Annotated in this window: 24 protein-coding genes and 2 pseudogenes; 14 read left to right on the forward strand and 12 right to left on the reverse strand. The window is 63.6% G+C overall.

Annotated features, from left to right (window positions below; translation table 11 throughout):
* Positions 1-59: 59 nt before the first annotated feature.
* Both SA190iCDA_RS18955 and SA190iCDA_RS18960 read left to right on the forward strand, forming a co-directional pair.
* Complete coding sequence (locus SA190iCDA_RS18955; RefSeq protein ID WP_070885582.1) at positions 60-362, forward strand: DUF1244 domain-containing protein; 303 nt, start codon at positions 60-62, stop codon at positions 360-362.
* Entirely contained in the window at positions 359-700 is a 342-nt protein-coding gene (locus SA190iCDA_RS18960) for a HopJ type III effector protein (RefSeq protein WP_070885583.1), read from the forward strand. The genes SA190iCDA_RS18955 and SA190iCDA_RS18960 overlap by 4 nt, the downstream gene beginning before the upstream one ends.
* Before the next feature lie 195 nt (positions 701-895).
* On the opposite strand, the pseudogene SA190iCDA_RS18965 reads toward SA190iCDA_RS18960, so the two are convergent.
* Together SA190iCDA_RS18965 and SA190iCDA_RS18970 are read right to left on the reverse strand one after the other, a co-directional pair.
* A pseudogene (locus SA190iCDA_RS18965) lies at positions 896-2112 on the reverse strand (argininosuccinate synthase).
* A 99-nt stretch (positions 2113-2211) separates the two neighbouring features.
* Positions 2212-3153 carry a flagellar protein MotY gene (locus tag SA190iCDA_RS18970; RefSeq protein ID WP_070885585.1) on the reverse strand — a complete coding sequence of 314 codons (942 nt, stop codon included), beginning with the start codon at positions 3151-3153 and terminating at the stop codon, positions 2212-2214.
* Positions 3154-3659: 506 nt separating this feature from the next.
* Between SA190iCDA_RS18970 and pyrC the strand changes: the two genes are divergently transcribed.
* The 5 genes and pseudogenes from pyrC (at position 3660) to bfr (ending at position 7788) form a co-directional block, all read left to right on the forward strand.
* Positions 3660-4706, forward strand: a complete 1047-nt coding sequence (gene pyrC / locus SA190iCDA_RS18975; protein WP_070885586.1) for a dihydroorotase — start codon at positions 3660-3662, stop codon at positions 4704-4706.
* Positions 4703-5377, forward strand: coding sequence for a ribonuclease T (gene rnt / locus SA190iCDA_RS18980; protein ID WP_070885587.1), 675 nt, complete (start codon positions 4703-4705; stop codon positions 5375-5377). Before pyrC ends, rnt begins: the two co-directional genes overlap by 4 nt.
* A gap of 5 nt (positions 5378-5382) precedes the next feature.
* A complete protein-coding gene (gene argC / locus SA190iCDA_RS18985; protein WP_070885774.1) occupies positions 5383-6315 on the forward strand; it encodes an N-acetyl-gamma-glutamyl-phosphate reductase in 933 nt (310 codons plus the stop codon).
* A gap of 579 nt (positions 6316-6894) precedes the next feature.
* Positions 6895-7112 (forward strand): annotated as a pseudogene (locus SA190iCDA_RS18990) (bacterioferritin-associated ferredoxin).
* A 205-nt stretch (positions 7113-7317) separates the two neighbouring features.
* Complete coding sequence (bfr, locus tag SA190iCDA_RS18995; RefSeq protein ID WP_042552039.1) at positions 7318-7788, forward strand: bacterioferritin; 471 nt, start codon at positions 7318-7320, stop codon at positions 7786-7788.
* 227 nt (positions 7789-8015) lie between these two features.
* On the opposite strand, the gene fpr is transcribed toward bfr, so the two are convergent.
* Positions 8016-8795 (reverse strand): ferredoxin-NADP reductase, encoded by a 780-nt coding sequence (gene fpr, locus SA190iCDA_RS19000; RefSeq protein ID WP_070885588.1) that lies wholly within the window; start codon positions 8793-8795, stop codon positions 8016-8018.
* A gap of 121 nt (positions 8796-8916) precedes the next feature.
* Between fpr and SA190iCDA_RS19005 the strand changes: the two genes are divergently transcribed.
* The gene (locus tag SA190iCDA_RS19005; RefSeq protein ID WP_070885589.1) at positions 8917-9843 is read left to right on the forward strand and encodes a LysR family transcriptional regulator; all 927 of its coding nucleotides are present in this window, start codon (positions 8917-8919) and stop codon (positions 9841-9843) included.
* A 119-nt stretch (positions 9844-9962) separates the two neighbouring features.
* Here SA190iCDA_RS19005 and SA190iCDA_RS19010 read toward each other — a convergent pair whose 3' ends face one another.
* Both SA190iCDA_RS19010 and erdR read right to left on the reverse strand, forming a co-directional pair.
* Positions 9963-10334, reverse strand: coding sequence for a diacylglycerol kinase (locus SA190iCDA_RS19010; RefSeq protein ID WP_170833943.1), 372 nt, complete (start codon positions 10332-10334; stop codon positions 9963-9965).
* An 80-nt stretch (positions 10335-10414) separates the two neighbouring features.
* The gene (erdR, locus tag SA190iCDA_RS19015; RefSeq protein WP_070885591.1) at positions 10415-11065 is read right to left on the reverse strand and encodes a response regulator transcription factor ErdR; all 651 of its coding nucleotides are present in this window, start codon (positions 11063-11065) and stop codon (positions 10415-10417) included.
* Positions 11066-11222: 157 nt separating this feature from the next.
* Between erdR and SA190iCDA_RS19020 the strand changes: the two genes are divergently transcribed.
* Complete coding sequence (locus SA190iCDA_RS19020; protein WP_070885592.1) at positions 11223-12119, forward strand: DMT family transporter; 897 nt, start codon at positions 11223-11225, stop codon at positions 12117-12119.
* Here the strand turns inward: SA190iCDA_RS19020 and SA190iCDA_RS19025 are convergent.
* Positions 12103-12813 carry a tRNA-uridine aminocarboxypropyltransferase gene (locus SA190iCDA_RS19025; protein ID WP_070885593.1) on the reverse strand — a complete coding sequence of 237 codons (711 nt, stop codon included), beginning with the start codon at positions 12811-12813 and terminating at the stop codon, positions 12103-12105. The two genes, SA190iCDA_RS19020 and SA190iCDA_RS19025, sit on opposite strands and share 17 nt — an antisense overlap.
* 243 nt (positions 12814-13056) lie before the next feature.
* Here SA190iCDA_RS19025 and SA190iCDA_RS19030 point away from each other — a divergent pair, with 243 nt between their 5' ends.
* Both SA190iCDA_RS19030 and SA190iCDA_RS19035 read left to right on the forward strand, forming a co-directional pair.
* Positions 13057-13458 (forward strand): quorum-sensing-regulated virulence factor family protein, encoded by a 402-nt coding sequence (locus tag SA190iCDA_RS19030; protein ID WP_070885594.1) that lies wholly within the window; start codon positions 13057-13059, stop codon positions 13456-13458.
* Positions 13459-13509: 51 nt separating this feature from the next.
* Positions 13510-14571 (forward strand): LOG family protein, encoded by a 1062-nt coding sequence (locus SA190iCDA_RS19035; RefSeq protein ID WP_070885595.1) that lies wholly within the window; start codon positions 13510-13512, stop codon positions 14569-14571.
* A gap of 68 nt (positions 14572-14639) precedes the next feature.
* Here SA190iCDA_RS19035 and recX read toward each other — a convergent pair whose 3' ends face one another.
* From recX to SA190iCDA_RS19050, 3 genes are all read right to left on the reverse strand, one after another.
* Positions 14640-15104 (reverse strand): recombination regulator RecX, encoded by a 465-nt coding sequence (gene recX, locus SA190iCDA_RS19040; protein ID WP_070885596.1) that lies wholly within the window; start codon positions 15102-15104, stop codon positions 14640-14642.
* Positions 15104-16156: a recombinase RecA gene (gene recA / locus SA190iCDA_RS19045; protein WP_070885597.1), complete on the reverse strand. Its 1053-nt coding sequence runs from the start codon at positions 16154-16156 to the stop codon at positions 15104-15106. The genes recX and recA overlap by 1 nt, the downstream gene beginning before the upstream one ends.
* Before the next feature lie 83 nt (positions 16157-16239).
* Positions 16240-16752, reverse strand: coding sequence for a CinA family protein (locus SA190iCDA_RS19050; protein ID WP_070885598.1), 513 nt, complete (start codon positions 16750-16752; stop codon positions 16240-16242).
* 78 nt (positions 16753-16830) lie between these two features.
* On the opposite strand from SA190iCDA_RS19050, the gene mutS reads away from it, so the two are divergent.
* Together mutS and fdxA are read left to right on the forward strand one after the other, a co-directional pair.
* Positions 16831-19404, forward strand: coding sequence for a DNA mismatch repair protein MutS (gene mutS, locus SA190iCDA_RS19055; protein WP_083329780.1), 2574 nt, complete (start codon positions 16831-16833; stop codon positions 19402-19404).
* Between the two features lie 141 nt (positions 19405-19545).
* Positions 19546-19869, forward strand: coding sequence for a ferredoxin FdxA (gene fdxA / locus SA190iCDA_RS19060; RefSeq protein WP_070885600.1), 324 nt, complete (start codon positions 19546-19548; stop codon positions 19867-19869).
* A 512-nt stretch (positions 19870-20381) separates the two neighbouring features.
* On the opposite strand, the gene SA190iCDA_RS19065 is transcribed toward fdxA, so the two are convergent.
* From SA190iCDA_RS19065 to SA190iCDA_RS19075, 3 genes are all read right to left on the reverse strand, one after another.
* Positions 20382-20738, reverse strand: coding sequence for a PilZ domain-containing protein (locus SA190iCDA_RS19065; protein WP_070885601.1), 357 nt, complete (start codon positions 20736-20738; stop codon positions 20382-20384).
* A 61-nt stretch (positions 20739-20799) separates the two neighbouring features.
* Positions 20800-21222, reverse strand: a complete 423-nt coding sequence (locus SA190iCDA_RS19070; protein ID WP_070885602.1) for a DUF4124 domain-containing protein — start codon at positions 21220-21222, stop codon at positions 20800-20802.
* 33 nt (positions 21223-21255) lie between these two features.
* A complete protein-coding gene (locus SA190iCDA_RS19075) occupies positions 21256-21633 on the reverse strand; it encodes a tetratricopeptide repeat protein (RefSeq protein WP_070885603.1) in 378 nt (125 codons plus the stop codon).
* 178 nt (positions 21634-21811) lie between these two features.
* Between SA190iCDA_RS19075 and SA190iCDA_RS19080 the strand changes: the two genes are divergently transcribed.
* On the forward strand, positions 21812-22720 hold the full coding sequence (locus tag SA190iCDA_RS19080) for a universal stress protein (protein ID WP_070885604.1): 909 nt from the start codon (positions 21812-21814) through the stop codon (positions 22718-22720).
* The last annotated feature ends 39 nt before the right edge of the window (positions 22721-22759 follow it).

Here is a 22759-nt window from a genome sequence, read left to right on the forward strand (position 1 = left end):
TGCCGAGCAGCCTGCCGGCTTCTATCATCGCCGCCATCCCTCCCGGAGAGAGCATCGCCATGAACGACCAACAACGCCTCGAACTGGAAGCTGCCGCCTATCGCCGCCTGGTGCAGCACCTGCGCGAACGCCCGGACGTGCAGAACATCGACCTGATGAACCTGGCCGGCTTCTGCCGCAACTGCCTGTCCAAGTGGTACAAGGCCGCAGCCGACGATCTGGACATCGCCATCACCCCGGATCAGGCCCGTGAAGAGGTCTACGGCATGCCCTACGCCGAGTGGAAAGCCAGGTACCAGACCGAAGCCAGCGCCGAGCAACAGGCCGCCTTCTCCGCCAAGAACCCGAAAGGATCCGCATGAGCCATCTGAACGACTTCCGTGCCCGCCTGGGCGCCGAGCACTTTGCCTTCGCCGAAACCCTGGCCTTTATCGCCGAGCATTACGATTACCAGCCCAGCGCCTTTCGCAACGGCGAAGTGAGCAACGCCGCCGGCCAGAACGAAGGCTCGTGCAAGACCCTGGGCCTGGCCCTGCTCGAAGGCCTGAGTGACCAGGAAGCCCTGCTGTGCTTCGGCGAGCACTACCGCAGCGTGCTGGCCACCCCCGAAGGCAGTGACCACGGCAATATCCGCGCCCTGATCGGCAACGGCCTGGCCGGCGTCGAGTTCGACCAGCAACCGCTGACCCGCAAGGCCTGAAGTCCTCCCCTCACCCGGCCCGGCGTACGCCTGGCCGGTGCCCTCCCCGTCTCAAATCATCACGCCCACAGTTCATCGCCCCTGCCGGCAATACAGCCAGAGCGGTGAAAGAGGTGCGGGTGATGAAACGAAATCGGAAGCGCCCAGCGCAACCCCGGCGAATGCGGGGTCGCGCTGGGCGCTGGAGGCCAGCGCTTACAGCAGCTTGCGATCCTTGCCGGCAGCGATACGCAGGCGCAGGGCGTTGAGCTTGATGAAGCCCGCCGCGTCGGCCTGGTTGTAGGCGCCGCCGTCTTCTTCGAAGGTGGCGATGTTGGCATCGAACAGCGAGTCGTCGGACTTGCGGCCAGTGACGATGACGTTGCCCTTGTACAGTTTCAGGCGTACCACGCCGTTCACGCTGGCCTGGGAGGCGTCGATCATCTGCTGCAGCATCAGACGCTCCGGGCTCCACCAGAAACCGTTGTAGATCAGGCTGGCGTACTTGGGCATCAGCTCGTCCTTGAGGTGAGCCACTTCGCGGTCCAGGGTGATCGACTCGATGGCGCGGTGGGCCTTGAGCATGATGGTGCCGCCGGGGTTTCGTAGCAGCCACGGGACTTCATGCCGACGAAACGGTTCTCGACGATGTCCAGACGGCCGATGCCGTTCTCGCCGCCGATGCGGTTCAGCTCGGCTAGCACGGTGGCCGGGCTCAGCTCCTTGCCGTCGATGGCGACGATGTCACCGTTGCGGTAGGTCAGCTCGATGTAGGTCGGGGTGTCCGGCGCGGCTTCCGGGGACTTGGTCCAGCGCCACATGTCCTCTTCGTGCTCGGTCCAGGTGTCTTCCAGCACGCCGCCCTCATAGGAGATGTGCAGCAGGTTGGCGTCCATGGAGTATGGCGACTTCTTCTTGCCGTGGCGCTCGATCGGTATGGCATGCTTCTCGGCGTAATCCATCAGCTTCTCACGGGACAACAGGTCCCACTCGCGCCACGGGGCGATGACCTTCACGCCTGGCTTGAGTGCATAGGCGCCCAGCTCGAAACGCACCTGGTCGTTGCCCTTGCCGGTGGCGCCGTGGGAGATGGCGTCGGCACCGGTCTCGTTGGCGATCTCGATCAGGCGCTTGGCGATCAGCGGACGGGCGATGGAGGTACCCAGCAGGTACTCGCCTTCGTAGACGGTGTTGGCACGGAACATCGGGAACACGAAATCACGCACGAATTCTTCGCGCAGGTCGTCGATGTAGATTTCCTTGACGCCCATGGCCTGGGCCTTGGTACGGGCCGGCTCGACCTCTTCGCCCTGGCCGAGATCGGCGGTGAAGGTCACCACTTCACAGTTATAGGTATCTTGCAGCCACTTGAGGATCACCGAGGTGTCCAGGCCACCGGAATAGGCCAGAACCACCTTTTTGACGTCCGCCATGCCATCCACTCCACGGGGTTGTTCGAAAGCCCGTGATTCTACTTGCCATGGGCCGCGATTTACAGGGGTGCGACAGGCGATGGCGTCAAGGCGACAGGCTCAGGAGGTGGCAGCGGGCGTGGCCGGCACCGGTGGCGCCGCCGGAGTGGCCTGCTCGGTCGGTTGCACGGGGGCTTCCGGCACCTTGTCGAGCCGCACCGACACGCGACGGTTCTTGTCACGATTGGCCACGCTGTTGTTGGGCACCAACGGATATCGCTCGCCGTGGAAACGCATGACGATGCGCTCCTCGGGCACGCCCTGGGCCTTGAGATACTCCATCACCGCCAGGGCACGGCGGCGCGACAGGTCGCGGTTGGTCAGGCGATTGCCGCTGTTGTCGGAGTGCCCGTCGAGCTCGATGCGGTTGACCCTGGGGTCGGCCTTCATGAAGTCGAGGATGATCTCAAGCCTGGCCTTGGCCATGGCATCGAGCTCGGTGCCACCACCGGGAAAGCCGATGTTGGACTGGCGCACCTGGTCGAAATTCACCGGTAGCAGCTTGGCGGTGCAATTGAGGTAGTCATCGTAGGCCTTGCGAAAACGCACCGGCAGCAGCCGCACTTCCAGGCTTTCGCTGCCCAGCGAGGTGCGGTGGCGGACCAATGGGCTACGCCCTTCCAGCAGGCCGGTGAGCAGGCGCCCGGCCTGCTCCTGGCTGCTGTTGAAGGGCACCTCGCCGCTGCCGACACTGACGGCGCCGAGGTTGATGTCGCCACGCCCCGGCTGCCAGGGCGCTGCGGCGGCCAGCAAGGTGGCCGAGCCGCTGCCCAGCCAGCGCTCGCGCGCCTGCAGGCGGAAGGTCGCCTGTTCACCGGCGCGACGCACGAATTCCCCAGCGCCGAAATCGGTGATCGGCTGGCTCAGGCGGCACTCGAACTTGTCACCGGCCACCTGCCACTCGACCTTTTCCAGGCGGGTCTGGAAGCTGATCGCCGCGGCAGGCAGGCTCACGCCAGCACTGACGATCAAGCCGATGATGAGGAAAAGAGGCTGACGCACAGCGGGCTCCGGGTAAATGCAACGTACCCTTCCGGTATCGGTGGCCGGCGGAAAAACTTGAGTGCGCAGCCTAGGGCTGTTGCCGTTTCAACGCGAGCCGCGTTGCCGCGAGAAATTTCGCCAGGCCGGGCGGCGATCCGCTAGGCGGAGGACGCAGGGAATGGACTAGCCGTCCGCGTTTTCCCTTGCCAAGTCCTCCAACGACGCATGGCGAGATTTCTCGCGCAACCTAGGCGGCCCCACCCGTAGGGCCGGGTCCGTTTTGTCACGATGCGGCGTTTCTCGCCGGCTCATTTAGCCAGCTAAACTTCGCGGCTGTGTGACCCACATGGATGTGGGAAATGCCGCAAGCCCGCCGGGAGCGGGCGCGGCCCTTGCCTCGTGACAAAACGGGCTCCGGCGCGGCCGTGCGTCAAACGGCAACAGACCCTACCTATCTGCGGCGTGCCCCCGCCGCCCTTTTCCGGTAGCATTCCAGGCATGTTTCGCCCCGCCTGGAAGCCTCAATGACCGACCGCATCACCCTGCTGCGTCCCGACGACTGGCACATTCACCTGCGCGACGGCGCCGTACTGTCGCACACCGTTGGCGATGTGGCCCGCACCTTCGCCCGCGCGATCATCATGCCCAACCTGGTGCCGCCGGTGCGCAACGCCGCCGAAGCAGGTGACTATCGCCAGCGCATTCTTGCCGCACGGCCGGCTGGCAGCCAGTTCCAGCCGCTAATGGTGCTGTACCTCACCGACCGCACCACGGCAGAGGACATTCGCGCCGCCAAGGCCAGCGGCTACGTGTATGCGGCGAAGATGTACCCGGCGGGCGCGACCACCAATTCCGACTCCGGCGTCACCAGCCTGGACAACATCACCGGTGCCCTGGAAGCTCTGGCGGAAACCGGCTTGCCGCTGCTGGTGCACGGCGAGGTGACCCGCGCGGAAATCGACGTCTTCGACCGCGAGAAAGCCTTTATCGACGAGCACCTGTGCCGCGTCGTCGAGCGTTTTCCGACGCTCAAGGTGGTGTTCGAGCACATCACCACCGCCGATGCCGCGCAGTTCGTCAGGGAAGCACCGGCCAACGTTGGCGCCACCATCACCGCCCAGCACCTGCTGTACAACCGCAACCACATGCTAGTGGGCGGTATCCGGCCGCACTTCTATTGCCTGCCGATCCTCAAGCGCAACACCCATCAGCAGGCACTGCTGGAGGCCGCCACCAGCGGCAGCCCGAAGTTCTTCCTCGGCACCGACTCGGCACCCCACGCCAGGCACGCCAAGGAAAACGCCTGTGGCTGCGCCGGTTGCTACACCGCCTATGCCGCCATCGAGCTGTACGCCGAGGCTTTCGAGGAGCGCGGCGCGCTGGACAAGCTGGAAGGCTTCGCCAGCCACTTCGGCCCGGACTTCTACGGCCTGCCACGCAATACCGACACCATCACCCTGGTGCGTGAATCCTGGGTGGCACCGGCCAGCCTGCCGTTCGGCGAGCAGACGGTGATTCCGCTACGCGCTGGCGAAACCCTGCGCTGGCGCTTGCTGGAGGCGGGTCGATGAGCGAAGAACTCTACGAAGACGATCAGGATCAACCGAGCAGCGGCGCCCCGCGCCATCCGATGGCCGCGCGCTTTCGCGGTTATCTGCCGGTGGTGGTGGACGTCGAGACCGGTGGTTTCAACAGCGCCACCGACGCGCTGCTGGAAATCGCCGCGACCACCATTGGCATGGACGAAGGTGGCTTCCTGTACCCGGACCACACCCATTTTTTTCGGGTCGAGCCGTTCGAAGGCGCCAATATCGAACAGGCGGCGCTGGATTTCACCGGCATCAAGCTCGACCACCCGCTGCGCATGGCGGTGAGCGAAGAGCATGCGCTGACCGAAATCTTCCGTGGCCTGCGCAAGTCCCTGAAGGCCAACGGCTGCAAGCGCGCCATTCTGGTCGGCCACAACAGCAGCTTCGACCTGGGCTTCCTGAACGCCGCGGTCGCCCGCTGCGACCTCAAGCGCAATCCCTTCCACCCCTTCTCCAGCTTCGACACCGCCAGCCTGGCCGGCCTCGCCTACGGCCAGACCGTGCTTGCCAAGGCCTGCCAGGCCGCCGGTATCGAGTTCGATGGCCGTGAAGCCCACTCCGCCCGCTATGACACCGAGAAGACCGCCGAGCTGTTCTGCGGCATCGTCAATCGATGGAAGGAAATGGGCGGCTGGGAAGACTTCGACGAGTGAATGCCATGAAAAAATACCAGATCTTCATCGACGGCCAGGCCGGCACCACCGGCCTGCAGATCCGCCAGCGCCTGGCCAGCCACCCGCAGATCGAGGTGGTCACCATCGACCACGACAAGCGCCGCGACGTAGAGGCCAAGCTCGAACTGATGCGTTCGGTCGACGTCACCGTGTTGTGCCTGCCCGACGATGCGGCCAAGGAAACCGCCGCCCAGGCCCGTGAAGTGGGCTGCCGGGTACTCGACGCCAGCTCCGCGCACCGCACGGCCAGCGACTGGGTGTTCGGCATGGCCGAACTGGCCAAGGGCCAACGCGAAGCCATCGCCCAGGCCCGCGCCGTCAGCAACCCGGGCTGCTATGCCACCGGCGCCATCCTGCTGCTGCGCCCGCTGATCAATGCCGGGCTGCTGACCGCGGATCGCGAGCTGTGCATCAACGCCGTGTCCGGCTACACCGGTGGCGGCACCAAGATGGTCGAACGCTACGAGGGCGAAGGTGCGCCGGTCTACGCCGCCTACGGCCTGGGCTTCGATCACAAGCACATCCCGGAAATCCAGCACTGGAGCGGTCTCGAAGCTCGCCCGATCTTCCAGCCGGCGGTCGGTAGCTACGATCAGGGCATGCTGGTGATGATACCCCTGCAGGGGGCCAACGGTGCCGAGCTGCACCAGGCACTGAGCGCCTATTACCAGGGCGAGCAGTTCGTTCAGGTGCAGCCTTACAACGAGATCGCGGCCGACACGGCCCCCTTCATCACGCCCCACGGCCTGAGCGGCAGCAACCGCGCCGAGCTGCAGGTGTTCGGTGCGGGTAGCGGCCAACAGGCGCTGCTGGTGGCCAAGCTCGACAACCTGGGCAAGGGTGCCTCGGGGGCCGCGGTGCAGAACCTGAACATCATGCTCGGGCTCGAGGAAGGGCTGTGCACGCAAATCGCCTAAGCTCCGCCCAGCCCCGAAAAAGCGGCTCGTGAGCCTAATGCTGTTCACTTAAGCATTTGAGCCAACCAGAAAATCCGATACCAGTTCCCTGGCATCGGATTTTTCATGCCCATTGAGCGGCAATTGCTCGACCTTGGCGACCTTATAAATTCTCCCAATGCGGCTGCGTAGGGCGGACCGGGACGCCGGCCGCTCGTAGCCTACGAAACAGTCCGCCGCCCGGAGACGACTCACCTGCACAAGCCTGCTGCCCGCCTGTCACGGCGTACTGCCTTCGGCGAGCACACCCTACAGTAAGTACAACTATCACTGTATCGGGCTGGAAACCCAAACAAACGCCGCTTTCCATCTTGGCAAAGCGGCGTTTTTTCTTAACTGAACAGCATTACGGTCGTGAGCCGGCTTTTTGTTGCTCGGCCCATGGCACAGGTAGCGCCGGCCAATGGGTGAGGTGACGAATCGCCGCTCATCGAAAGTCGAGAAATTGTGCCAATCGGGAGTCGGTTTATCTTTGACACGCATTCTCATTAACATTAGTATCCTTCGCCATCAGTCTCAGCCAAGCGACGGGCCAAGCCTATGTATGTCTGCCTCTGCGAAGGTGTCACCGACGGTCAGATCCGCGAAGCGATCTATGAAGGTTGCTGCAGCTACCGTGAAGTCCGTGAAACGCTGGGCGTTGCCAGTCAGTGTGGCAAATGTGCATGCCTGGCCAAGCAGGTGGTACGTGAAACCCTGGGGAAGTGCAGCAAAGTCAGGTAGCGATGGCCTACCCGGGAAATTATGTTGCGGCTTGAATAAGCTATTTTTTCAAGAACCGGATCTCGTATCCGGTTTTTTTATGCCTGAAATTCAATGAGTTAGCGCCAAGACGCACAACTTAAACACTCTCATTTATATTTATTTTCACTTATATTTCAATAACTTACGTTTGACAGCCGTATTTGGCAAGCCCAGAATTCGCCATCGGTTACTCAATTCCAGGCAGGACGGGGCTTCATCATGAAAGGCGACAAGACAGTAATTCAGCACTTGAACAAGATCCTCGGCAACGAGCTGGTCGCGATCAACCAGTACTTTCTGCACGCCCGCATGTACGAAGACTGGGGCCTGACCAAGTTGGGCAAGCATGAGTACCACGAGTCCATCGACGAGATGAAACACGCGGACAAGCTGATCAAGCGCATCCTGTTCCTCGAAGGCCTGCCGAACCTGCAGGACCTGGGCAAGATCCTGATCGGTGAGAACACCCAGGAAATGCTCGAGTGCGACCTGCGGATCGAGCACAAGGCCCACATCGACCTGAAAGCAGCCATCGCCTACTGCGAAAGCGTCGGCGACTACGCCAGCCGCGAACTGCTCGAAGACATCCTCGAGTCCGAGGAAGAGCATATCGACTGGCTGGAAACCCAACTCAGCCTCATCAAGGCTGTTGGTCTGCAGAACTACCTGCAGTCGCAAATGGAAGAGTGATTGGGAGCAGTGTGTAGAAAACGGGAGCCTTGGCTCCCGTTTTTTATGCCTGTGATCTGGGCACAAAAAAACCGGAGTGCCTAAAGACGATCCGGTTTTTACTGACTCAAGGAGCTTGCGAGCTAGAGTCCTGCAAGGCGAAACCGGAATAAAAAGCGGAGTGTACTGTTATGAGCATTTTTATTCCGGTTTCAACGCAGCAGGGCCGACGCGCAGCTGCTCCTAACTTACTTCTCGACGAAGGCGCGCTCGATCAGGTAATCACCCGGCTCGCGCATACGCGGGGAAATCTTCAGGCCGAAGCTGTCGAGCACTTCGCTGGTTTCGTCGAGCATGCTCGGGCTGCCACAGATCATCGCGCGGTCGTCTTGGGGGTTGATCGGTGGCAGGCCGATGTCGGCGAACAGTTTGCCGCTGCGCATCAGGTCGGTCAGGCGGCCCTGGTTCTCGAACGGCTCGCGGGTCACGGTGGGGTAATAGATCAGCTTTTCCTTCAGCGCGTCGCCGAAGAACTCGTTCTGCGGCAGGTGCTCGGTGATGAACTCGCGGTAGGCCACTTCGTTGACGTAGCGCACGCCGTGCACCAGGATCACCTTCTCGAAGCGCTCATAGGTTTCCGGGTCCTGGATCACGCTCATGAACGGCGCCAGGCCGGTGCCGGTGCTGAGCAGGTACAGGTGCTTGCCGGGGTTGAGGTCGTCGAGCACCAGGGTGCCGGTGGGCTTCTTGCTGATGATCACCTCGTCGCCTTCCTTGAGGTGCTGCAGCTGCGAGGTCAGCGGGCCATCGGGCACCTTGATGCTGAAGAACTCCAGGTGCTCCTCCCAATTGGGACTGGCGATGGAGTAAGCACGCATGAGCGGACGGCCGTTTTCCTGCTGCAGGCCGATCATCACGAACTGGCCATTCTCGAAGCGCAGACCCGGGTCGCGGGTGCACTTGAAGCTGAACAGCGTGTCATTCCAGTGGTGAACACTCAGAACGCGTTCGTGGTTCATGTTGCTCATGTACGGGGCTCCTGAATACGTCGGGCGCGCTGATTCGTAAGCGCAATTGCGCGGCATTCTAATCGCGGCCAGAATATCTGTTAAATGAATTATCAAGATATGGGTTATCGGTTATATAGATATGCGATTCACGCTGCGTCAACTCCAGGTATTCGTCGCCGTTGCCCAGCAGGAGAGCGTCTCCAGGGCGGCCTCGCAGCTGGCCCTGTCGCAGTCGGCGGCCAGCACTTCGATCAGCGAGCTGGAGCGACAGTCCAGCTGCCAGCTGTTCGATCGCGCCGGCAAGCGCTTGAGCCTCAACGCCATGGGCCGCCAGTTATTGCCCCAGGCGGTCGCCCTGCTCGACCAGGCCAAGGAAATCGAAGACCTGCTCAACGGCAAATCAGGCTTCGGCTCGCTCGCCGTCGGCGCCACCCTGACCATCGGCAATTACCTGGCTACCCTGCTGATTGGCGGCTTCATGAAGGTGCATCCGGAAAGCCAGGTGAAACTGCACGTGCAGAACACCGCGCATATCGTGCAGCAGGTGGCCCATTACGAAATTGATCTGGGTCTGATCGAGGGCGACTGCAATCACCCGGACATCGAGGTGCAAAGCTGGGTCGAGGACGAACTGGTGGTGTTCTGCGCGCCACACCACCCCCTGGCGAAACGCGGGCATGCCGGCATTCGCGAATTGAGCGGCGAAGACTGGATACTGCGTGAGCAGGGCTCCGGCACGCGCCTGACCTTCGACCAGGCCATGCGTCACCATTCCGATGCCCTCAACGTACGCCTCGAACTGGAACACACCGAGGCGATCAAGCGCGCCGTGGAATCCGGCCTGGGCATCAGTTGCATTTCCCGGCTGGCGCTGCGCGACGCCTTTCGCCGTGGCAGCCTGGTACCGGTGGAGACCCCGGATCTGGATCTGCGCCGGCAGTTCTATTTCATCTGGCACCGGCAGAAGTACCAGACCGCCGCCATGCGCGAGTTTCTCGACATGTGCCGGGCGCTGACCGCCGGTATCCGGCGCAGCGACGAGATCGTGCTGCCCGAAGTGCGCTAGGCTCTGCTGGAGGGCTTGAAAGGGAACAGCATTCCCTGCGTCCTCCGCCTAGCGGATCGCCGCCCGGCCTGCCGAGATTTTTCGCGGCAACGCGCCTCGCGCTGAAACGTCAACAGACCCTAGCCAAGCAGGATGATCGCCCAGACGCTGGCGATCAGCGTCAGGGCCACCAGCTGGGCAGCGCTGCCCATGTCCTTGGCGGTCTTGGACAGCGGATGCAGGTCGAGGGAAATACGATCGATCGCCGCTTCGACCGCCGAATTGAGCAGCTCGACGATCAGCGCCAGCAGGCAGACGGCCACCATCAGGGCCCGCTCCGCCCGACTGACATCGAGCAGCAGCGTGATCGGAATCAGCACCAGGTTGAGCAGCATCAGCTGGCGGAACGCCGCTTCGCCGGTAAAGGCGGCGCGCAGGCCATCGAGCGAATAGCCTGCGGCATTGAGAATACGCTTGAGACCGGTTTGTCCTTTGAACGGCGACATGGGCAGTGAGCTATGACAGGGAAAGGCGCGCAGGGTACGCGAGCGCACCGTGAAAATCCCGTGAAATCCACGGGGCAAAGCTGCGATCAGGCAGCCGGCACGGACTCCAGCTGCTGCAACAGCAGCGCCGCCTGGGTACGGGTGCGTACCCCCAGCTTGCGGAAGATGGCCGTGACGTGGGCCTTGACCGTCGCTTCGGAGACGCTCAGCTCATAGGCGATCTGCTTGTTCAACAGACCTTCGCAGACCATGGTCAGCACGCGAAACTGCTGGGGCGTGAGGCTGGCCAGCCCGGCGCTGGCGGCTTTCGCCTCGGAGGACAGGCTGACCGCCTCCTCGCTTTGCGGTGGCCACCAGACTTCGCCTTCCAGCACCTGGCGCACGGCCTGCTGCAGCACTTCCAGCGAGCTGGACTTGGGAATGAAACCGCTGGCGCCGAATTCGCGGGCGCGTACCACCACGGCCGCTTCTTCCTGGGCGGAGATCATCACCACCGGAAGCTGCGGGTACTGCCCCCGTAGCAGCACCAGCCCGGAGAAGCCGTAGGCGCCGGGCATATTGAGATCGAGCAGGACCAGATCCCAGTCGGTCTTCTCGGCCAGCCGGGCTTCCAGCTCGGCGATGCTGGCGACTTCCACCAACCGCACGCCGGAACCGAGGCCCATCGTCAGGGCCTGCTGCAGCGCGCTGCGAAACAGTGGATGATCATCGGCTATCAGGATTTCGTAAGCGACCATGGCAGATCCTGTTCTTTTTATAGGCATACCGTGCTGCAGACCCCATCTGCCTGACAGCATGACGTACGGCGCCCACCAGCATGCCGAGCGCAGGCGGGGTGGTCAAGCACAGCGCTTTGCGGCAAAGTCTGCGCCCTTTTGCAGGGAGCTCACCACCATGGCCAACCACGCGCTGCGCGCCGATCTGCTGATGCTGGTCACCGCGATGATCTGGGGCTCGTCCTTTGTCGCCCAGCGGCTGGGGATGGATGCCATCGGGCCGTTCCTGTACAGCGGCCTGCGTTTCGCCCTGGCGGTAGTGGTCCTGTTGCCGGTGGTCATGCTGCTGCGCCGCCGCCGCGCGCAACCGGCCTCGCCCATCAGCCGCCCGCTGCTGCTCGGCGGCGGCCTGATGGGCGCGGTACTGGCGCTGGGCATCAACCTGCAGCAGGTCGGCCTGCTGTTCACCAGCGTCACCAACTCGGGCTTCATCACCGGCCTCTATGTGATCGTGGTGCCCCTGCTCGGCCTGCTGCTCGGCCACAAGACCGGGCTGGGTATCTGGCTGGGCGCCTCCCTGGCGGTGGTCGGCATGTTCCTGCTCAGCGTCGGCGAGGGCTTCCACGTCGCCCCTGGCGACCTGCTGCAGCTGGCCGGCGCCTTCGTGTGGGGCATCCACGTGCTGCTGGTGGGCGTGTTCGCCGCCCGCCACGACGCCCTGGTACTGGCCCTGGTGCAATTCATCAGCTGCGCGCTGATCAGCCTCGCCCTGGCCCTGGTCTTCGAGCACCTGCCCGGCGCCGAGATCATCCAGGCGCTACCGGCGATCCTCTATGGCGGCCTGTTTGGCGTGGCGGTGGGCTTCACCTTGCAAGTGATCGCCCAGAAGCATGCAATCGCCTCCCACGCGGCGATCATCCTGTCCCTGGAGGCGGTGTTCGCCGCCATTGCCGGCGCCCTGCTGCTGGGCGAATCCCTGTCCTCGCGTGGCTACCTCGGCTGCGCGCTGATGTTCGCCGGCATGCTGCTCGCCCAGCTGTGGCCAAAACCTGCCGCGCTTACAGAAAGGGCTTGAGGCGTTCGTGCAGAGCATCGCCGAGATCCACGGCACGGGGCGCCTTGGAGGCCAGGTAATGCTCGCTGAACACATCCAGGTAGGCGTTCAGCCCATCGGCGGCACGCTCGTCGCCGGCCAGCTCCAGGCACATGGCCGCGACCTCGGCGGTGCACAGGTGATCGTCACGCTTGGAGCGCCGTAGCCGATAGCGCGACAGCGCCTCCGGCTGCAGACTGAGGACCGGCAGGCCGTCCAGATACGGGCTCTTGCGAAACATCTTGCGTGCCTGGGTCCAGGTTGCATCGAGCAGCACGAACAGCGGCCGCTTGCCCGTCGTCGGCTCCACGCAGGTCACCACCCGCTCGGGCTCGGCATACTCGCCAGGAAACACCAGATAGGGTTGCCATTGCGCGTCATCGAGCAGGGCCGGCAGCGCCGGATCGACTTCGGTCCGTGACCAGCCGAAGGCCGAGGTATCGGCCACCACGTCGGCGATCAACCAGCCGGTATTGCTCGGTTTCAGCGCCTCGACATCGTGCATCACCAGGCACACCCCCGAGCGTGCGGACACCTGCGGCTTCCACGCGCACAGGCAATGGCTGGCGGCCAGGCGGCAGTCCGGGCAGCGCGCCGCCCGCGAGCCCCTGGCCAGAAACGGTTTGACGCTGCGCGCCAGGCGCGCGGCGCGCAATGCGTGAACGGCGTGGCTCATGGGCGCACGCTCGGTTTGGTCGAAATCACGCAATGAAAAGCAGGGGAATACATGGCTGGCGAACCGCCCGGCAGGAGGGGCGCGTAGTCTACCAGGGGCAGGCCGGCAGTGCCGCTCAATAGGCACGCCGCACCGACCGCAAGCTTGGTAACATCGATCATCGGTTGTCGACTTGATTCGCCAGAACGAACATAACCAGCAGCACCCGGTCTATTACCGCTCACTGCCTTCAGGAGTCTGCCCATGCAGCGCATCGCCCTATCCGTTATCCTCGCCAGCCTGCTCCTGCCAGCCGCTCACGCCGCGTCGCTCAAGGATTACGAGCTCACCAAGACGCTGGAAAAAGTGGCCAAGGAAAGCAGCGCCGGTACGCCACGGGCCATCAACGAGGACATTCTCGACCGCGGCTACAGCGTCGAAGGCAACGAGCTGATCAATCACCTCAGCGTGCGCCCCTCGCACGCCTCGCAGATGCGCGGCAACCCCGATACGGTTCGCGCCCAACTGACCAACAGCGTGTGCAGCAACCCGGGGTTTCGCAAGCTGCTGGCCAGCGGCGCGGTGCTGCGCTATGAGTTCAGCGAGATCCAGAGCAACCGCCCCATCACCACCGAGCGATTCAACAAGGTCGACTGCCGTCTGTAAGTCACTGGACTGTGCTAAAACTCGGGGCATTGACGCATAAGGAGTAGCGCAATGGACGATCACGGGAACGGCGACCTGCCTGCAAGCGGCGATGCGCTGGCAGCCGACCTGGACGACCTGGCAGCGCGGATAACCCCCGCCGGCAGCGCCAACGTTGCGCTGTACCGGGAAATGCTCGCCACCGTCGCGCGCATGGCCCAGGCTGACCGCAACCGCTGGGACGCCAAGATCATGCTGCAGACCCTGCGCGAACTGGAACGCGCCTTTGCCATGCTCGAGCGCTTCCGCCATCGCCGCAAGGTCACCGTGTTCGGCTCGGCGCGCACCCAGCCCGGTCATCCGGTCTACGCCCTGGCCCGGGAACTGGGCAAGACCCTGGCCCGCCATGACCTGATGGTGATCACCGGCGCCGGTGGTGGCATCATGGCCGCCGCCCACGAAGGCGCGGGGCGCGACCACAGCCTGGGCTTCAATATCACCCTGCCCTTCGAGCAATCCGCCAATGCGGTCATGCAAGGCAGCGGCAACCTGCTGTCCTTTCATTTCTTCTTCCTGCGCAAGCTGTTCTTCGTCAAGGAAGCCGATGCCCTGGTGCTCTGCCCTGGCGGCTTCGGCACCCTGGATGAAGCCCTGGAAGTCATCACCCTGATCCAGACCGGCAAGAGCCCGCTGGTGCCGGTGATCCTGCTCGACGAACCGGATGGTACCTTCTGGCAGGGCCTGCTCGATTACATCCAGCAGAACCTGGACAGCAACGGCTATATCCTGGCCAGCGACATGAACCTGATGCGCCTGGTGCACGATGCCGAGTCGGCCGCCCAGGAAATCGATCGCTTCTACGCCAACTACCATTCCAGCCGCTGGCTGAAGGACCAGTTCGTGGTGCGCATGCGCCATGCGCTCAGCGAAGCCGCACTGGCCCAGCTGAACCTGCAGTTCAGCGATCTGTGCAAGCACGGCGACATCCAGCAGCAACCAGCCGGTGAGGAACTCGTCGACGGCGCCGAGTTGCACAAGCTGCCCAGGCTGCTGTTCGCCTTCAGCGGACGTAATGCCGGACGGCTACGGGAATTGCTCGACGTGATCAACCAGCCTGAGCATTGGCTGAGCTGAGGGAAAGAAACGCCTGGCGTCAGGGACGGCGAACCGGGCGGTTCAACCGGAATGGCTGGGGCTGTGGGTCAGTCGTCGAAGGCGCCACGCAGCAGCTGACCGACCAGATCCATCGGGTAACCGCGATACACCAGAAACCGCATCTGCCTGGCCCGCTCGCGAGCCTCGCCCGGAAGCTCGCCGGCAAACTTGCGTTGCCAGGTTTCTCGCAGGCCTTCACGCCAATCGATACCGCTGTCACGCAGCGCCTGGTCGATATCCGCTCGCGCCAGGCCGCGCTGGGAAAGATCATCGCGGATGCGCTGCGGGCCGAAACCCGAGCGCGCGCGATAACTGATGAAACTCTCCAGATAACGCGCCTCGGACAACAGCCCTTCTTCGCTGAGGTGATCGAGGGCGGTCTCGATGTGCTCATCGCTGGCCCCGCGCTGGCGCAGCTTGCGCGCCAGCTCGACACGACCATGCTCACGGCGCGCCAGCAGATCCATGGCGGCATGGCGCACCGCCGCAGCGTTATCCAGGACAGCGGGCATCAGAAGTCGGCTTCGGTATCCACCAGGTCATCAGCCGTGGCATTGGCTTTGGCAGCCGGGCCAGATACCACCAGCAGCTTGTCGCGAATCTGCCCTTCGATCTCGCGGGCCACTTCCTGATTGTCTTCCAGGAACTTGGCGGCGTTGGCCTTGCCCTGACCGATCTTGTTGCCCTTGTAGCTGTACCAGGCGCCGGATTTCTCGACCAGGCCCTGCTGCACACCGAGGTCGATGATCTCGCCGTTGCGGTAGATACCCTTGCCGTAGAGGATCTGGAACTCGGCCTGGCGGAACGGCGGAGCGACCTTGTTCTTCACCACCTTTACGCGGGTTTCGCTGCCGACCACCTCGTCGCCTTCCTTCACCGCGCCGGTACGGCGGATGTCGAGGCGAACCGAGGCGTAGAACTTCAGGGCGTTACCACCGGTGGTGGTTTCCGGGCTGCCGAACATCACGCCGATCTTCATGCGGATCTGGTTGATGAAGATCACCAGGCAGTTGGCGTTCTTAATGTTACCGGTGATCTTGCGCAGCGCCTGGCTCATCAGACGCGCCTGCAGGCCGACGTGCATGTCGCCCATTTCACCCTCGATTTCCGCCTTCGGCACCAGAGCCGCCACGGAGTCGACGATGATCACGTCGATGGCGTTGGAGCGCACCAGCATGTCGGTGATTTCCAGGGCCTGCTCGCCGGTATCCGGCTGCGAGACCAGCAGGTCGTCGACGTTGACGCCCAGCTTGCCGGCGTAGTCGGGGTCCAGCGCGTGCTCGGCGTCGACGAAGGCGCAGGTGGCACCGGCCCTCTGCGCTTCGGCGATGACCTGCAGGGTCAGGGTGGTCTTACCCGAGGATTCCGGGCCGTAGATTTCCACGATACGACCTTTCGGCAGGCCGCCAATGCCCAGCGCGATATCCAGGCCCAGGGAGCCGGTGGAAATGGCCGGAATGGCCTGACGGTCGTGATCGCCCATGCGCATGACCGCGCCCTTGCCGAACTGTTTCTCGATCTGGCCCAGGGCAGCCGCCAACGCGCGCTTCTTGTTCTCGTCCATTGTATTCCTCACGTGATCAGAAGGGCCTGACGGCCAATAACTGTATAAGTAGACAGTATTATTCCACAGGGTTCGGCACTCGCCTACCCCGCAGCAGGATTTTCTTCGACCAGTAGTCGCAATAGTCCCTGCAGCGCGGCTTCCACGGTTTGCCGGCGCACCGCATCGCGGTCACCGGGGAACTGGAAGCGCCGGCTGAACAGCGTGTCGCCATCGCCCCAGGCGATCCACACGGTGCCGACCGGCTTCTCCAAGCTACCGCCGCCCGGCCCGGCCACGCCGCTGACTGCCGTGGCGTAGCGCGCGCCACTCTGCCCCTGGGCGCCCCGCACCATGGCCTCGACCACCTCGCGACTGACCGCGCCCACGCGGGCGAAGTGCGCCTCGGGCACGCCCAGCTGGCGGGTTTTCTGGGTATTGGAGTAGGTCACGAAGCCGGCCTCGAACCAGGCCGAACTGCCGGCGACACGGGTAATGGCCTCGGCTATGCCGCCGCCGGTACAGGATTCGGCGGTGCTGACCTGGGCGCCCTTGGCCAGCAGTGCCTGGCCGAGACGGGCAGCGAGCCCGGTGATGGGCCGATCATCGATATTCATCTGCGCTCCGGGGTTAAAGCGGGGGGTGTCGATACCGTACACTACGCGCTTTTGCGATTCAGCCGGACACTCGACACGATGAGCCAAAGCGACCTTTCCAGTCATACGCCCATGATGCAGCAGTACTGGAGACTGAAGAACCAGCACCCGGACCAGCTGATGTTCTATCGCATGGGTGACTTCTACGAGATCTTCTACGAGGACGCCAGGAAAGCCGCCAAGCTGCTGGACATCACCCTGACCGCCCGCGGGCAGTCGGCGGGCCAGTCGATTCCGATGTGCGGCATTCCGTTTCACTCGGTCGAGGGTTATCTGGCCAAACTGGTCAAGCTCGGCGAATCGGTGGTGATCTGCGAGCAGATCGGCGACCCGGCCACCAGCAAGGGCCCGGTGGAGCGCCAGGTGGTGCGCATCATTACCCCCGGCACCATCAGCGATGAAGCCCTGCTCGACGAGCACCGCGACAACCTGCTGGCCGCCGTACTGGGCGACGAGCGCCTGTTCGGCCTCGCCGTGCTGGACATCACCAGCGGCCGCTTCAGCGTGCTGGAAATAAAAGGCTGGGAAAACCTGCTGGCCGAACTCGAGCGCCTCAACCCGGCCGAGCTGCTGATCCCCGATGACTGGCCCCAGGGGTTGCCGGCCGAGAAGCGCCGCGGCTCGCGTCGCCGCGCGCCCTGGGACTTCGAGCGCGACACCGCGCAGAAGAGCCTGTGCCAGCAATTCGGCACCCAGGATCTCAAGGGCTTCGGCTGCGAAACCCTGACCTTGGCGATCGGCGCGGCCGGCTGCCTGCTGGCCTATGCCAAGGAGACCCAGCGCACCGCCCTGCCCCACCTGCGCAGCCTGCGCCATGAGCGCATCGACGACACGGTGATCCTCGACGGTGCCAGCCGCCGCAACCTGGAGCTGGACGTCAACCTCGCTGGCGGCCGCGACAACACCCTGCAATCGGTGGTCGACCGCTGCCAGACCGCCATGGGCAGCCGCCTGCTCGGCCGCTGGCTGAACCGCCCGCTGCGCGACCGCGCGGTGCTCGAAGCGCGCCAGGAGTCGATCGCCTGCCTGCTGGACCGCTACCGCTTCGAAACCCTGCAGCCGCAGCTCAAGGAAATCGGCGACCTGGAACGCATCCTCGCCCGTATCGGCCTGCGTAACGCGCGCCCGCGGGATCTGGCGCGCCTGCGTGACGCACTCGCCGCCCTGCCCGAGCTGCAGCAGGCCATGGCGCAACTCGACTGCGCCCACCTGGGGACGCTGGCCGGCGCCATCAGTACCTACCCGGAGCTGGCCGAACTGCTCTCGACGGCGATCATCGACAACCCGCCGGCGGTGATTCGCGATGGCGGCGTGCTGAAGACCGGCTACGACGCCGAACTCGACGAGCTGCAGTCGCTGAGCGAGAACGCCGGCCAGTATCTGATGGACCTGGAAGCCCGCGAGAAGGCCCGCACCGGCCTGGCCAATCTCAAGGTCGGCTACAACCGCGTGCACGGTTACTTCATCGAGCTGCCGAGCAAGCAGGCCGAGTCGGCGCCGGCCGACTACATCCGTCGCCAGACCCTCAAGGGCGCCGAGCGCTTCATCACCCCCGAGCTGAAGGAGTTCGAAGACAAGGCGCTGTCAGCCAAGAGCCGCGCGCTGGCCCGGGAAAAGCAGCTCTATGAAGCACTGCTGGAGCGCCTGATCGGTCACCTCGGCCCGCTGCAGGACAGCGCCGCGGCGCTGGCCGAACTGGACGTGCTGAGCAACCTGGCCGAGCGCGCCCTGAACCTGGACCTCAATCGCCCGCGCTTCGTCGACGAGCCGTGCATGCTGATCGAGCAGGGCCGCCACCCGGTGGTCGAGCAGGTGCTGACCACGCCGTTCGTCGCCAATGACCTGAAGCTCGACGATGCCACGCGGATGCTGATCATCACCGGCCCGAACATGGGCGGTAAGTCGACCTACATGCGCCAGACCGCCTTGATCGTGCTGCTCGCCCATATCGGCAGCTTCGTGCCGGCGGCGCGCTGCGAGCTGTCGATGGTCGACCGCATCTTCACCCGTATCGGCTCCAGCGACGACCTGGCCGGTGGCCGCTCGACCTTCATGGTGGAGATGAGCGAGACCGCCAACATCCTGCACAACGCCAGCGACCGCAGCCTGGTGCTGATGGACGAAGTGGGCCGTGGTACCAGTACCTTCGACGGCCTGTCGCTGGCCTGGGCCGCTGCCGAACAGCTCGCCAGCCTGCGTGCCTACACGCTGTTCGCCACCCATTACTTCGAGCTGACCGTACTGCCGGAAAGCCAGCCGGCGGTGGCCAACGTGCACCTCAACGCCACCGAGCACAACGAGCGCATCGTATTCCTGCACCACGTGCTGCCCGGCCCGGCGAGCCAGAGCTACGGTCTAGCGGTGGCGCAACTGGCCGGCGTGCCGGGCCCGGTAATCCTGCGTGCCCGCGAGCACCTGGCGCGCCTGGAAACCACCAGCCTGCCCCATGATCTGCCGCCGCAGGGCGCCGGAAAATCCGCCGCACCGATGCAGAGCGATCTGTTCGCCAGCCTGCCGCACCCCGTGTTGGAGGAGCTGCAGCTGGTCAATCCGGATGACCTTAGCCCGCGCCAGGCACTCGAACTGTTATATGCATGGAAGGCGCGGGTCTAACGCCAGCGCCAACTAGCTGATAGAATCCCGCGCGCTCCGGGAGCGCTGCAGCCTTTAGCCTGGCCCGCAAGCCCATTCCAGAGCCTGAGAGCGGCCTGTTGAGAAACCGCTCGCTGCCGTAGCCCGAGGAGAAAACTAAAAATGACCTTCGTCGTCACCGACAACTGCATCAAGTGCAAGTACACCGACTGCGTGGAAGTCTGTCCGGTGGACTGCTTCTACGAGGGCCCGAACTTCCTGGTGATCCACCCGGATGAGTGCATCGACTGCGCGCTCTGCGAGCCCGAGTGCCCGGCGCAGGCCATCTTCTCCGAAGACGAGATACCCGATGGCATGCAGGAATACATCGAGCTCAACGCCGAGCTGGCGGAAGTCTGGCCGAACATCACCGAGCGCAAAGACGCCCTGCCCGATGCCGAAGAGTGGGATGGTGTGAAAGACAAGCTGCAGCACCTCGAGCGCTGAGCGAGGCGGCACCGGCCGCGAGCGAAAATGCCGCTACCCGAGAGGGAGCGGCATTTTTTATGGGCGCCTGGCTGAAGTGGCTAGGGCCTACGTTCACCAGGCAGCGCCGCCGAAACTTTTCTGCGGGCAAAAAAAAGGGGCGGTTTTACCCGCCCACTCTTTTGTCCCTATTCCCTGAAACTCCCAACTCATCATCCTGATGAATCGCGTCCCGCGATGTCCTGGTCATTGTCCCTGACGACCTGCGCTTGTCCCTAAGCACGGTTCAGATATTAACGACCCACGGATGTATCACAACGCCCTTCCAACAGATGCCAACAAGCTCACCGCGACCGCGTCAAATATATAAACCCTTTATTTTCAACAATTTGGATCACTCAACTTTGGAATCGCCAGCTTTACAACGAAAAACCACCACCATGGCTTACAGCGCTTGTAAGTAATGGCTTACATGGGCAGGAAGAAAATATGCGGAACCAGCGAGGCGGCGTGGGATCACGCCTGGCAGGCCGTCATACCGAAGCGGCAAGCGGATGGAAGCTGAAGTAGTAGCGCAGCGCTTCGACCATCTCGAGGTAATCCCCGGGCGGCGTTTCGAGGGCGAAGCCCGAATCGAAGCTGCCGGGCGTGACATCTTCCTGGCACCACAGGCAGGTGGCGGTGAAGTCGATGTAGCGAAAGCCGTCGCAACCGGGAATCTTCAAGCGCAGGTCGAAGCAGCCGCCCACCAGTACCGGCAACGGGCTGATCAGCATCATGCCGTCCGCCGACACATTGCCCAGATGACCGATGGGTTTGTCGGTAAAGGCATTGAAGACGTTCAGGTAGTACGGCAGCTGATGCCGCTCGATATGGCGATTGGCGTTCATGATGGCAGAAGGCTATGAGTGTCGGTCGAGTATGCCGCCTACCTGGCGAACTGACCAGCGCTCATTGACAACGGCCTGATAACTGGCCGCCCAGTTGCACCCGCGCGGCGTCCAGTTCCTGATCGCTGTAATAGTGACGTTCGCCATTGGCGACCGGTTGATAGTAACGACGCCCCTCGGGCATCGAGGCAAGCGCTGCACGCAACTGGGCGCACTCCCTGGCGAGCTGCGCCTGCTGTTCGCGGCGGGCCTGGGCCGCCTGGGCCTGTTCGTCGCGACGCGCCTGAAAGTAGCGCTCGGCGCGCTGCTCACGCGCCTGGGTGGCCGCATCACGTTCGACGACCTGCGGGCGAACCTCGACGGCCTGGGCATTGGCACCTTGCGGCTGCTGGCCGTAATGCACCCTCCCCTGTTCGTCCACCCAGCGATACACCTGCCCGAAGGCCAGGTGCGGTAACAATAGAAGGCCTATCCAGGCGCGCATCGCGGCAATCCCCCGGTCAATATCTCCATGCCGTCAGAGCGTTCCGGCAGGCGATACCTTGGCGGGCTCCGACGCGCCATGATGGCCGAGCTGACGCAGGGTTTCCAGCCGTGCACGGGCACGAAAGGCGTATTCGCTGGCCGGGTAGCGGCCGATGATGAACTGATAGGTCTGCGCCGCATCGAGGTACAGGTTCTGGCGTTCCAGGCACTGCCCGCGCAGCAGGGAGATTTCCGGTTGTACGTAGCTGCGCGATCGGCTCGAGCGCTCGGCCTGGGACAGATACAGCAGGGCGTCTTCGCAATCGCCCCGGTCATAGGCCTGATAGGCCTTGTTCAGATGATGGTCGAGCGACATGCGGGTGCACCCGCCAACGACCAGCACACAGCACAGCAGCAACAGAATACGCATGGGTTTCTCCTCCAATGAGCAGCGTATCGGCGCGCCCCGGAAAAACTGAACAGTCGCAACATGCTGCATTGCGTTGGAGGGCGAACAATCGGCGACAGACCCTAGACTGATGCAGGTCAACGCATGCCCATTGAGGATGGGCTGCAATGCCAGGCAATCACTTCGCGAGGTCGACCCCATGAAACTGGAAAAGCTACTGGTCGTGATCGACGCCAGCCAACCCAGCCACCCGGCCCTGGAACGCGCCGCCTGGCTGGCCCGCCGATCCCAGGCGCGCCTGCATGTACTGCTGGTCGAGTATAGCGCCGCCCTGGATGGCAGCATGCTGGAAAACAGCCTGCAGAACAGGGCCCGGGAAGCCCTGCTCGAGCAGCGCGGCACCTGGCTGCAGGAGCTGCTGGCACCGCTGCAGCGCGAAGGGCTGGCACTTGAGCAGGAGGTTCGCTGGGGCAAGCGCCTGCACGAGACGGTACTGGAAACCGCCGATCAACTGCAGCCGGATCTGGTACTCAAATCCGCCGCCCACAACAACCTGCTACGTCGCCTGCTGCTGACCGACAGCTGCTGGCAACTGATGCGCCATTGCCCGTTTCCGCTGTGGCTGGTGCACCACGCGGAATGGCGCGGGCACAACCTGTGCACCGCCGTCGATCCCTTGCACAAGGACGACAAGCCGGCAGCCCTCGACCACCATCTGATAGCCACCAGCCAGGCGCTCGCCACGGCCCTCGGCATGCACGCCGATATCGTGCATTGCCACGCGCCGCTACCGCGCACCCTGCTCAACAACACCGAGCTGCTGGCCACCTACCAGCAATACGTCAACGACGATGCCCAGCAGCATCACAGGGCCTTCGACGACCTGATTCGCCAGCATGGCATCGAGCCGGATGCCGCTCACCTGCTCGAGGGTGCCCCGGAAAACATGCTGCCGCGCTTCGTGCGCAAGCATGAAATCGACCTGCTGGTGATGGGCGCCATTGCCCGCGGCCGGCTGGACACCATCCTTATCGGCCACACCGCCGAGCGCCTGCTCGAATCGGTGGACTGCGACCTGCTGGTGGTCAAGTTGCCCGCTGAAAAGTAGTGCAGCGGAACAATGACTACAGCGCGGCGGCGTAGTAGC

It is taken from the genome of Pseudomonas argentinensis, assembly GCF_001839655.2.
GTDB lineage: Bacteria > Pseudomonadota > Gammaproteobacteria > Pseudomonadales > Pseudomonadaceae > Aquipseudomonas > Aquipseudomonas argentinensis_B.

Bases quoted from the DNA above. Each gene is read 5' to 3' on its own strand.
- SA190iCDA_RS18955 (WP_070885582.1), top strand. From the start codon at position 60: ATGAACGACCAACAACGCCTCGAACTGGAAGCTGCCGCCTATCGCCGC.
- SA190iCDA_RS18960 (WP_070885583.1), top strand. From the start codon at position 359: ATGAGCCATCTGAACGACTTCCGTGCCCGCCTGGGCGCCGAGCACTTT.
- pyrC (WP_070885586.1), top strand. From the start codon at position 3,660: ATGACCGACCGCATCACCCTGCTGCGTCCCGACGACTGGCACATTCAC.
- rnt (WP_070885587.1), top strand. From the start codon at position 4,703: ATGAGCGAAGAACTCTACGAAGACGATCAGGATCAACCGAGCAGCGGC.
- argC (WP_070885774.1), top strand. From the start codon at position 5,383: ATGAAAAAATACCAGATCTTCATCGACGGCCAGGCCGGCACCACCGGC.
- bfr (WP_042552039.1), top strand. From the start codon at position 7,318: ATGAAAGGCGACAAGACAGTAATTCAGCACTTGAACAAGATCCTCGGC.
- fpr (WP_070885588.1), bottom strand. From the start codon at position 8,795: ATGAGCAACATGAACCACGAACGCGTTCTGAGTGTTCACCACTGGAAT.
- SA190iCDA_RS19005 (WP_070885589.1), top strand. From the start codon at position 8,917: ATGCGATTCACGCTGCGTCAACTCCAGGTATTCGTCGCCGTTGCCCAG.
- erdR (WP_070885591.1), bottom strand. From the start codon at position 11,065: ATGGTCGCTTACGAAATCCTGATAGCCGATGATCATCCACTGTTTCGC.
- SA190iCDA_RS19020 (WP_070885592.1), top strand. From the start codon at position 11,223: ATGGCCAACCACGCGCTGCGCGCCGATCTGCTGATGCTGGTCACCGCG.
- SA190iCDA_RS19025 (WP_070885593.1), bottom strand. From the start codon at position 12,813: ATGAGCCACGCCGTTCACGCATTGCGCGCCGCGCGCCTGGCGCGCAGC.
- SA190iCDA_RS19030 (WP_070885594.1), top strand. From the start codon at position 13,057: ATGCAGCGCATCGCCCTATCCGTTATCCTCGCCAGCCTGCTCCTGCCA.
- SA190iCDA_RS19035 (WP_070885595.1), top strand. From the start codon at position 13,510: ATGGACGATCACGGGAACGGCGACCTGCCTGCAAGCGGCGATGCGCTG.
- recX (WP_070885596.1), bottom strand. From the start codon at position 15,104: ATGCCCGCTGTCCTGGATAACGCTGCGGCGGTGCGCCATGCCGCCATG.
- recA (WP_070885597.1), bottom strand. From the start codon at position 16,156: ATGGACGAGAACAAGAAGCGCGCGTTGGCGGCTGCCCTGGGCCAGATC.
- SA190iCDA_RS19050 (WP_070885598.1), bottom strand. From the start codon at position 16,752: ATGAATATCGATGATCGGCCCATCACCGGGCTCGCTGCCCGTCTCGGC.
- mutS (WP_083329780.1), top strand. From the start codon at position 16,831: ATGAGCCAAAGCGACCTTTCCAGTCATACGCCCATGATGCAGCAGTAC.
- fdxA (WP_070885600.1), top strand. From the start codon at position 19,546: ATGACCTTCGTCGTCACCGACAACTGCATCAAGTGCAAGTACACCGAC.
- SA190iCDA_RS19065 (WP_070885601.1), bottom strand. From the start codon at position 20,738: ATGAACGCCAATCGCCATATCGAGCGGCATCAGCTGCCGTACTACCTG.
- SA190iCDA_RS19070 (WP_070885602.1), bottom strand. From the start codon at position 21,222: ATGCGCGCCTGGATAGGCCTTCTATTGTTACCGCACCTGGCCTTCGGG.
- SA190iCDA_RS19075 (WP_070885603.1), bottom strand. From the start codon at position 21,633: ATGCGTATTCTGTTGCTGCTGTGCTGTGTGCTGGTCGTTGGCGGGTGC.
- SA190iCDA_RS19080 (WP_070885604.1), top strand. From the start codon at position 21,812: ATGAAACTGGAAAAGCTACTGGTCGTGATCGACGCCAGCCAACCCAGC.